This is a genomic window from Streptomyces antibioticus (assembly GCF_002019855.1).
GTDB classification, from domain to species: Bacteria; Actinomycetota; Actinomycetes; order Streptomycetales; family Streptomycetaceae; genus Streptomyces; species Streptomyces antibioticus_B.
The window spans coordinates 7,695,220-7,704,770 of record NZ_CM007717.1 but is presented as its reverse complement, the minus strand read 5'-3'; the positions used below and the strand labels follow the sequence as shown (position 1 = coordinate 7,704,770).

General features: G+C 73.6%; 8 protein-coding genes. 4 read left to right on the top strand and 4 right to left on the bottom strand.

Annotated features, from left to right (window positions below; translation table 11 throughout):
• Positions 1-104: 104 nt before the first annotated feature.
• The 3 genes from AFM16_RS34875 to AFM16_RS34865 all read left to right on the top strand — a co-directional run bounded on the left by AFM16_RS34875 (position 105) and on the right by AFM16_RS34865 (position 3,319).
• Entirely contained in the window at positions 105-1,145 is a 1,041-nt protein-coding gene (locus AFM16_RS34875) for a FecCD family ABC transporter permease (protein WP_030783077.1), read from the top strand.
• A 139-nt stretch (positions 1,146-1,284) separates the two neighbouring features.
• Positions 1,285-2,430 carry a FecCD family ABC transporter permease gene (locus tag AFM16_RS34870; protein ID WP_078636349.1) on the top strand — a complete coding sequence of 382 codons (1,146 nt, stop codon included), beginning with the start codon at positions 1,285-1,287 and terminating at the stop codon, positions 2,428-2,430.
• A 4-nt stretch (positions 2,431-2,434) separates the two neighbouring features.
• The gene (locus tag AFM16_RS34865) at positions 2,435-3,319 is read left to right on the top strand and encodes an ABC transporter ATP-binding protein (protein ID WP_078636348.1); all 885 of its coding nucleotides are present in this window, start codon (positions 2,435-2,437) and stop codon (positions 3,317-3,319) included.
• Positions 3,320-3,331: 12 nt separating this feature from the next.
• Here AFM16_RS34865 and AFM16_RS34860 read toward each other — a convergent pair whose 3' ends face one another.
• Together AFM16_RS34860 and AFM16_RS34855 are read right to left on the bottom strand one after the other, a co-directional pair.
• Entirely contained in the window at positions 3,332-3,748 is a 417-nt protein-coding gene (locus tag AFM16_RS34860; RefSeq protein ID WP_078636347.1) for a universal stress protein, read from the bottom strand.
• Position 3,749: 1 nt separating this feature from the next.
• Positions 3,750-5,249, bottom strand: a complete 1,500-nt coding sequence (locus tag AFM16_RS34855; RefSeq protein ID WP_078636346.1) for an APC family permease — start codon at positions 5,247-5,249, stop codon at positions 3,750-3,752.
• A gap of 263 nt (positions 5,250-5,512) precedes the next feature.
• Here AFM16_RS34855 and AFM16_RS34850 point away from each other — a divergent pair, with 263 nt between their 5' ends.
• Positions 5,513-7,207, top strand: coding sequence for an FAD-dependent monooxygenase (locus AFM16_RS34850; RefSeq protein WP_078636345.1), 1,695 nt, complete (start codon positions 5,513-5,515; stop codon positions 7,205-7,207).
• Between the two features lie 32 nt (positions 7,208-7,239).
• Here AFM16_RS34850 and AFM16_RS34845 read toward each other — a convergent pair whose 3' ends face one another.
• Together AFM16_RS34845 and AFM16_RS34840 are read right to left on the bottom strand one after the other, a co-directional pair.
• Positions 7,240-8,964: a CATRA conflict system CASPASE/TPR repeat-associated protein gene (locus tag AFM16_RS34845; RefSeq protein WP_078636344.1), complete on the bottom strand. Its 1,725-nt coding sequence runs from the start codon at positions 8,962-8,964 to the stop codon at positions 7,240-7,242.
• A complete protein-coding gene (locus AFM16_RS34840; protein ID WP_078636343.1) occupies positions 8,936-9,313 on the bottom strand; it encodes a CATRA system-associated protein in 378 nt (125 codons plus the stop codon). The genes AFM16_RS34845 and AFM16_RS34840 overlap by 29 nt, the downstream gene beginning before the upstream one ends.
• Positions 9,314-9,551 lie beyond the last annotated feature (238 nt).

The window sequence follows — 9,551 nt, the reverse complement described above, 5'->3', positions numbered from 1 at the left end:
GGTTACCTAATTTCACAGCCCTCCCACAGGGCGAGGTCGAGGGGAGTGCGACGAGCGGGAACTCCCCCTACAGTTAAGGTAAGCCTGACCAAAGGAAGTTGAACGTGGGGACCTCGACGGTCCGGGCGGCCACGGGCCCCCGCGCTGTACTGCTGCTCTCGTTGTCGTGCGCGGCGCTGCTGGCACTGTGCGCCCTGTCCATGGCGTACGGCGCGCTCGACGTGCCGCTGCGCCAGGTCTGGGACACCCTCCTCGGCGACGCCCCCAACTCCCGCGTGGACAACGTCATCTGGTCGGTCCGGCTGCCCCGCACCGCGCTCGCCCTCGCCACCGGTGCCGCGCTCGGCCTGTCCGGCGCGCTGATGCAGGCGCTCACACGCAACCCGCTCGCGGATCCCGGCATCCTCGGGGTCAGCGCGGGCGCGGCCTTCGCGGTCGTCCTGTCGGTCGGCGTGCTCGGCATCGGCTCGGTGTACGGCTACATCTGGTTCGCGTTCGCCGGCGCGATGGCCGCGAGCGTGCTGGTCTACTTCCTCGGCGGGGTCGGCCGGTCCGGCTCCACCCCGGTCAAACTCGCCCTGTCCGGCGTGGCGGTGACCTCCGTGCTGTTCTCGCTGACCAGCGCGATCGCCCTCACCGACCCGGACGCGCTGAACCGCTACCGCTTCTGGTCGGCGGGCTCGCTGGCCAACCAGGACACCGAGGTCCTGCTGCGGGTGCTGCCCTTCCTCGCCGTCGGCGCGGTGCTCGCCCTGCTGTGCGCGCCCTCCCTCAACAGCCTCGCGCTCGGCGACGACGTCGCGAAGTCGCTGGGGCTGCGGCTCGGCGCGGTGCGGATCCAGGGGGTGGTGGCCGTCACCCTGCTGACCGGCGGGGCCGTCGCCGTCATCGGACCGGTCGTCTTCGTCGGCCTGGTCGTGCCCCATATCGCCCGTGTCCTCGCCCAGTACGCCGGACTCGGCCCCGACCACCGCTGGCTGCTGCCGCTGTCGGCGGTCCTCGCGCCCTGTCTGCTGCTGGCCGCCGACGTCACGGGCCGGCTCATCGACCGCCCCATCGAGATCCAGGCCGGTGTCCTGGTGGCCTTCATCGGCGGGCCGTTCTTCATCGCCCTGGTGCGGCGCCGCCGGCTCGCGGAGCTGTGAGCAATGGGACGGGCCGGGGGGAGGCGGACACGGTGACGGTGACGGAACGACACGTCCGAGGCCCCTCACCCGACTCGCGCGACCGCGGACATCCACACAGCCGACCCACCTCCCGACCGAACCAGTGGAGCCGTACGCCATGACCACCGAGCTTTCGCCGCCGGCGGGCCGGCCCGGGCCCCGGGAGACGAAGGGGCCCGCGCGCAAGACGGACCCCGCGGACCGCATACCCGCCCGGCGCACCGGCGGCCGCGTCACCTTCCGGCTCGCCGTGCCGCCCGTGTCCGGGCTGCTGCGGCCCCGGCTGCTGGCCGTGTCGCTGGTGCTCCTGGCCGCCGCGTTCCTCGCCTTCTGCGCGGAGACGGCGGTCGGCGACATCCCCCTGTCCCTCGCCGACGTCTCCCGGGCCCTGCTGGGCGGCGGCGACCCCGGCACCCGGCTCATCGTGCAGGAGCTGCGGCTGCCGCGCTCCCTGGCGGGCCTGCTGGTCGGCGTCGCGTTCGGGGTGTCGGGCGCGCTGCTCCAGGCGATGACCCGCAACCCGCTGGCCAGCCCCGACATGATGGGCATCACCCAGGGCGCCGGTGTCGCCGTGGTGGCCGGGATCGTCCTCGGCCGGGACGGCGGGCCGAGCACCCAGGTCCTCGGTCTGTTCGGCGCGCTGGCGGCGGCGTTCGTCGTCTACACCCTGGCCTGGAAGCGGGGCACCACCGGCTACCGGATCGTGCTGGTCGGCGTCGGCGTCTCGTGGATCTGCACCAGCGCCACCGACTACCTCATGGCCCGCGGCGAGCGCTTCCAGGCGCAGGCCGCGCTCGGCTGGCTGGTCGGCAACCTCAACGGCCGGAGCTGGGACCAGATCACGCCCCTCGCCGTGGCACTGGCCGTGCTGCTGCCGACGGCGCTGCTGCTCGGCCGGCTGATGCGGACCCTGGAACTCGGCGACGACGTCGCCCGCGGCCTGGGCACCCGCGTGCAGACGGTACGGGTGGCGGTACTGCTCGTCTCGGTCGGCCTGGTGGCCTTCGGCACGGCGACCGCGGGCCCGGTCGCCTTCGTCGCGCTCGCCGCCCCGCAGGTCGCCCAGCGCCTCGCGGGCACCGCGTTCCCGCCGCCGTTCGCCTCGGGCCTGACCGGCGCCGTCATGGTGCTGGGGTCCGACCTCGTCGCCCGAAAGATCGTCCCGGACACCGAACTGCCGGTCGGGATCGTGACGGGCGTGCTCGGCGCGCCCGTCCTGCTGTGGCTGCTCATCCGCGCCAACCGCGCCGGTTCAGGAGGCTGAAGACGTGTCATCGACCACCGACGTGGTGTCGGCCATCGAAGGGCCCGCCGACGGCCCCGACCTGCGGGCGCACGGGCTGCGGCTCGCCTACGACGACCGGATCGTCGTCGACGATCTGGACCTGGCGGTCCCCACCGGGCGGATCACGGCGATCGTCGGCGCCAACGCCTGCGGCAAGTCGACCCTGTTGCGCGCGCTGGCCCGGCTGCTCACCCCGAAGGCCGGTGCCGTCCACCTCGACGGCCACGCCGTGCACACGATCCCCACCCGGGCGCTGGCCCAGCGGCTGGGCATCCTGCCGCAGACGCCGGTCGCGCCGGAGGGGCTCACCGTCGTCGACCTGGTCGGACGCGGTCGCGCGCCGCACCAGACCTGGTGGCGGCAGTGGTCCTCGGGCGACGAGGACGCCGTCCACGAGGCGCTGCGGGCCACCGCGATGAGCGACCTCGCGCACCGCGCCGTGGACGAACTCTCCGGCGGCCAGCGGCAGCGCGCCTGGATCGCGATGGCGGTCGCCCAGGGCACCCCGGTGATGCTGCTGGACGAGCCGACCACGTATCTCGACCTGGCGCACCAGATCGACGTCCTCGACCTGATCACCGACCTCAACCGGCACCAGGGCCGCACGGTCGTGATGGTGCTGCACGACCTCAACCAGGCGTGCCGCTACGCGGACCACATCGTCGCCATGAAGTCCGGCCGGATCGTGGCCGAGGGCACCCCGTCCGAGGTGATCACCGCCAAGGTCGTGGAGAACGTCTTCGGACTGCGGTGCGTGGTCGGCGAGGACCCGGTCAGCAGGACGCCGATGGTGATCCCGATGGGGCGTCACCACGACGGCGAGGCGCCCGAGCCGGAGACCGAGAAGGCGGGAGTCGCCGGAGCGTAGCGGAAGGCGGCCTCAGTCCCGCATCGGTACGCACAGCACCGGGATCGGGGACAGATGGAGGAGCTTGTGCGGGGTCGAGCCGAGGAGCGCCCCGCGGACCGGGCTCTCGCCCCAGCTCCCCACCACGATGAAGCGGGCCCCGTGCCGGGACGCGGCGTCCAGGAGGGCCTGGTCGGGCTTCTCGTCGAGGACCTCGACCGTGGTGGGGACGCCGGCCTCGTCGGCGGCCGCGACGGCGTGTTCCAGGGCGGTGCGGCCGGCCTCGCGCACGGCCTGCTGGTGGGTGCGGTACTCCTCCCCCATGCCGCCCGGCGGCGCCGCGCCGAAGACCAGCACGAGGGGCTCGCCGAACGCGGTCGCCACCTCCAGCGCGACCCGCAGCGCGTGGACCGCGCCCGGGGACTCGTCGTAACCGAGCACCACCGACATCTCAGGACTCCTTTCCGTGCACGAGGTCGGGGTCGGCGACGCCCGGGCGTTCCGACCAGAAGGCGGGCGCCGTGAACCGCCACACGACCATGAGGATCACGCCGGCGAGGGTGATCCCGATGCCGATGACCAGCGGCGGCCCGAGCCCGAACCAGGAGACCCCGCTGTAGGAGTTGGCCGGGTCGGCCATGTCGGAGACCGACTCCACCAGCAGCCAGGAGAGCAGCCCCGCCCCGACCACCGGGCCGACGCCGATGAGGAAGAAGTTGCGCACGCTCTCCGTCAGATGGCGGCGGTAGTAGACGGCGCAGGCGACGCCGGTGAGCGCGTAGTAGAAGGCGATCAGCAGCGAGAGCGCGGTGAGGGAGTCGAACAGGGCGTTCTCGCTGAGCTGGTTGAGGATCAGGTACCAGGCGATGGCGATGCCCGCGACCCACCAGGTGCTGGCGTCCGGGGTGCGGAACCGCGGGTGGATGTGGGCGAAGTGGTGGGGCAGCGCGTGCCGGCGGGCCATGGACAGGGCGGTGCGGGACGCGGGGATGATCGTCGTCTGGGTCGAGGCGATCGCCGAGGTGGAGACGGCGAGCAGGACGACCCAGTCCCAGCCGCCCATCGCCTCGTTGGCGAGCAGGGCGAAGATGAACTCCTCTTCGTCCGCGTTCTCGGCGAGGAAGGTCGTACCGGCGTAGGCGACGACCGCGTAGGCGACGGACACGTAGGTGACCAGCAGGATGACGGTGGACCAGACGCCCGCCTTGCCGGGGGCGGTGGCGGAGTGCTCGGTCTCCTCGGTGAGGTTGACCGCCGACTCCCAGCCCCAGTAGATGAACACGCCGAGGAGCAGGGCGGCGGTCAGTTCCGCGCCGCCGGCGCCGAAGGGGTTCAGCCAGGTGAACGAGGGGTCGACGGAGTCGAAGGTGCCGGTGCCGGCGTAGACCCGGTACAGCGCCACGATCGCGAAGGCGAGCAGACAGGCCACCTGGGCCAGGATGAGCGCGTTCTGCACCTTGGCGGACACCTCGGTGCCGACGACGCACAGCGCGGTCATCACGATGATCAGCAGGACCGCGAGCGTCTGGCGTACGACGGTGTTGTCGGCCCAGCCGTCGAGGCCGAAGGCGAGCAGGGCGAAGGTGACCGCGACGTCCGCGAGCGATCCGACGACGAGGACGCCGGTCATCGCGATGGCCCAGCCGCCGAGCCAGCCGGTCCACGGGCCCATGGCGCGGGTGACCCAGGAGAAGGTGGTGCCGCAGTCCTGGTCGACGCGGTTGAGGTAGTAGAACGCCGACGCGATGAGCAGCATCGGGATGAAGGACGCCACCATGACCCCGGGTGCGTAGACGCCCACGAGCACCACGATCGGGCCGATGACCGCGGCCAGCGAGTAGGCGGGGGAGGTGGCGTTGAGCCCGATGACGAGGGCGTCCACGAACCCGATCGCGTCGGCCTTCAGCCCCTCCTCCGCCGGTGGTCGTGCGTCCGCGCTGCTCTCGGCCATCCGCCCTCATTTCGCTCGTGCCTGGGGTCATCCAACAGGCAGGGGCGCGGATTCCCGTGGCACGGACACCGGCGGGGGCCACATTCACTCGGCTGCGCGGCACGACGCGGGGTCGCGGCACGAACCCGCCGACCGGACTTAGGGTTACCTTACTTGGCGGGGAGGGCGGTCGGCGGGCGCCGCACCGGCTCGCCGCCCGGGCCCGGACAGGTGACCATGGAGGACGGGAACCGGTTCGGGGGACCCGACGCAGGGAGGCACGCGTGGCGCACACCCGGACGACCGACGTACTGATCGTGGGCGCCGGCCCGGTCGGCCTGAGCGCCGCCGCCGAGCTGGGCCGGCACGGGGTGCCGTGCCGGATCGTGGACCGGCTCTCGGCCCGGCTGCCGTACGCGAAGGCCGTCGGCATCCAGCCGCGCACCCTGGAGATCTGGGACCGGATGGGGCTGGCCCGCACGATGCTGGAGGCGGCCGCGCTGATCCGCGGGCAGCTCATCTACGTCAACGGCCGGGAGCAGGCGCGGATCGACCTCGCGCTGCCGCCCGAAGTGCCGTACCGGTTCGCCGCGCTCCCCCAGTACGAGACCGAGCGCCTCCTGGAGGAGTACGTCGCGGGGCAGGGCACGGTCGTCGAGCGCGGCACCGAGCTGCTGTCGTTCGTACAGGACCCAGAGGGGGTCACCGCCGTGCTGCGCACCCCTTCCGGCGCCGAGGAGGAGGTGCGCGCCGGGTACCTGGTCGGCTGCGACGGGGCGCACAGCACCGTCCGCAAGACGCTGGGGCTGAGCTTCGAGGGCGGGGCGTTCGGCGAGGAGTACATGCTGGGCGACGTCGAGGCCGACTGGGACATGCCGCACGGCTACGGCATCCGGTCCATGCACCTCGCCGACGACGGCACCAGCGACGACCTGCTGGTCTGCATCCCGCTGCCCGGCACCGGCCGCTACCGGATGTCGATGCTGGTCCCGCCCGAGCTGTCCACCGGGACGGGCGGACCGCAGGACGGGGTGGCGCACGGGCTGGAGGGCGACCGCACCCCGGAACTGGAGCACATCCAGGCCGTCGTCGACCGGCTCGGCCCCCGCCCCGCCGTGCTGTCCCGGATGCGCTGGTCCTCCGTCTTCCGCATCAGCCACCGCATCGTCGACCGCTACGGCGAGGGCCGCGTCTTCGTCGCGGGCGACGCCGCCCACATCCATCCGCCGACCGGCGCCCAGGGCATGAACACCGGGGTGCAGGACGCCTGCAACCTGGCGTGGAAGCTCGCCATGGTGCTGCGCGACGAGGCGGGCCCGGCCCTGCTGGAGAGCTACGACGCCGAGCGCCGCCCGGTCGGCGAGGAGGTCATCGGCCGCACCGTGCGGCACGCCACGCAGGGCGTCCACAGCGACCCCGACGACCCGGGCACGGTCATGCTGCGCGAGGCCCAGCTCCTCGTCGGCTACCGCGAAGGCCCGCTGGCGGGCGCCCCGTACGGGTCCCTGGAGGCACCGCAGCCCGGCGACCGCGCCCCGGACTGCGACGGACTGACCGCCCCGGCGGCCGCCTACCATCTGCGGCTGCTCGACGTGCTGCGCGGCCGTGTGGGCCATGTGGCGCTGCTGTACGCCGCCGACGTCACCGACCTGGCGAGGGCGGCCGCCGAGGCGACCGTGGCGGTCGCGCCGCTCGACGCGGGACCCGGCGTCGGCCTCCAGGTCGTCGCGATCCTCTCCCGGGAGGCCGCGCCGGGCGCCGCCGACCGGCTGCCCGTCCCCGCCTACCGGGACGCCGCCGGGCAGTTCGCCCGGCTCTACCGGCCCGACGGCCCGACCGGTTTCGTCGTCCGCCCGGACGGCCACCTCGGCACCCGCTTCCCGCTCGACGGCACGGCGGCGGGGCTGGCCGAGTACGTCGCGGCGCTCTCCGGCCGGACGACGCGCAGGCGGAGCGCCGGGGCCGCGCGCGCGGGGTAGGCGTCACGGCGTGTGCCCTTCTGCGCCGGGTGTCAGCGTGGGATCCACAGCCAGGCGGGCCGCTCGAAGTCCTTCACCCGGACCATGTGCCGCTCGAACTGCTCGGCGCGCAGCCCCGGATAGCCCTCGCCGACGACGTACTCGTACAACTGGTCGGCGACCAGGGCAACGAGATCGACCTCCGGACGGTCGGCGAGCGCACCGCGCAGCACGGCGCTGTCCAGCAGCCGGCTGACCTCCACGATCGTGGACCCGGAGAACCCGAGCGCGGCGAGCCCCACCGGACCCACCCCGGCGGACAGGCGCAGCCGCATCCGGTCGCGGAAGCGCTCGTTGTCGGCCGCGAGCCGGTCCCGCCAGGACAACAGCAGTGCGGGCAGCGCCCGGTGGAGTTCGACGTCGGCCGGGAGGAAGACGTTGATGCCGTCGCCGGTGCCCTGGTGGTCGGTCTCGTCCATACGGTGGCCGAGGTCGTCGAGAACCTCCTCCGCCAGCGCGGCGATCCGCTGCTGCACGCCCAGTTTCTGGGGTGAGGTACGGCTGCTGTAGCGCTCGACGTCGACGGCGAAACCCACCCGCAGCCGGACCCGTTCACGGTCACGGTCGCGCTCGTCACGGCTTTCGGCAGGCAGCGCTGTCGCCTCCTGGGCGAACGGGCCGGGTGACCGGTCCGCCGCGCTCTGCTGGACCAACCGGCCGATCTCCTGGGCCAGTTCGCGGGCCGCCTCCACGTACTCGGTGTCGTCGTCCAGTTGGCCGACGAGCCATTCGGCGAGCCGCCGGTCACCGGGCCACGGCTCGGCGACCGCGGCGCTCATGTTGTGCGCGGCGATCTCCACGGTGCGTCGTATCGCGCGGATGTCCCGCACGGCGGAGGCCAGATCGGCCTCGTCCAGCCGCAGCCGGCCGAGGGCGGCGGGGTCGTCCGTCTCCCGCTCCAACGCGTCCCGTACCTGGGCGACATGCTCGTTCACCCGCCCGATGAGCCGCCTGAGCCGCGGCTCGCCCTCGCCCCGCACCCGGGCCTGGTAGCGGAGTTTGGCCGCGTGCATCAGATAGCGGGCCAGCGGCGGCATGTCCGGCTCGCCCTGGCTCCACGTCCAGGCGCTCAGCTCGGCCTCCCGGCCCTCGGGGGCGAGGACGACGATCCGCCGCCCCGCCCGCTCGTCGTCCGGTGTCACCTCCCACACGGCGAACCCCTCCGCCGTGGTGCTGCCGCGCCGCCACCGGTCGGGGGCCCGGCCGGGGCCGGTCAGCACCGAACGGGCCTCGTGCGCCAGCCCGTCGAGCGAGGGGGCCGATCCCGCGGCGTACGTCGCCTGGCAGACCTGGACGACCCCGAGCAGGGCGTCCGTGCCGTCGGCGGCCAACTCGCCCCACCAGCGGTCGAACTCGACCCAGCCGGGCGGCGACGCGGAGCCGATCCGCAACCGGCGGGACGCCGTGTCCTGGGGCGCGGCGAACACCAACGACAGGTTCACCACGTCGTGTTCGCGGCGTACGACGGCCTGGTGGTCGGCCGCCCGGTCCTCGATCGCCGCCACGGGCCCGCCCTGTGTCATCGCGTCGGGGCCTGAGGGCAGCACGGCCGGCAGTCCGGTGGCGGCGATCTCCCGGACCATGCCCAGCCGGTCCCGGCAGCGGTCCCAGATGCCCTGGAGCTGCCGGTGGGCGGCCTTGGCGTGCGGGCCGTCGGTCGGGGCGTAGACGTGGACGACGAGTTCCTGGTCAAGGAGCGGGAGTCGGGGATCCGTCACCGTCACCTCCCGAGGGCTGCGGCTCGCCGTCGCCCCGTCCCGGCCGGGGCGGCTGCCCGAGCGAGTGCACCAGATGGTTGGCGCGGTCCCTGGTGCGCTCCGGGACCGGGACGGGCCCGGGCGACTGGGCGCCGATGCGGGTGATCCGGATGGGCCCGGACACCTCCAGTTCGGCGGTGGCCTCCCGCAGCGCGTCGCCGTCCCCGCGGTCGAGGGCGTCGGCGAGCGCGTCCACGATCACCTCGACCCGCGCCCAGCGCTCCGGCACCAACTGCCATACGAGGAGGTCCCGCAGGACGTCCACGGCGTCCTCGCGCGCCTCGTCGTCGATCGGACTCCCTGTGGACATGCGCACCCCTTCCGCCCGCACCCGCACCCCTGCGCCCGGGCCTTCACCCACTGTAGGCAGCGGGTGACCTTGTGTCCGTGTCATCGCAACTCCCCCCGCTCCTGGGGAAGACGGCTTCTCCCGCGCCCACGAGCACGAACGCGGCCCAGGTCCACGGGGCGGCGTAAGGCGCGCATCACCCACCCGGTGCGCGGCCGGCAGATCCGGTCCTCCCCGGAGCCCAGTCGGGTCGCGGTGT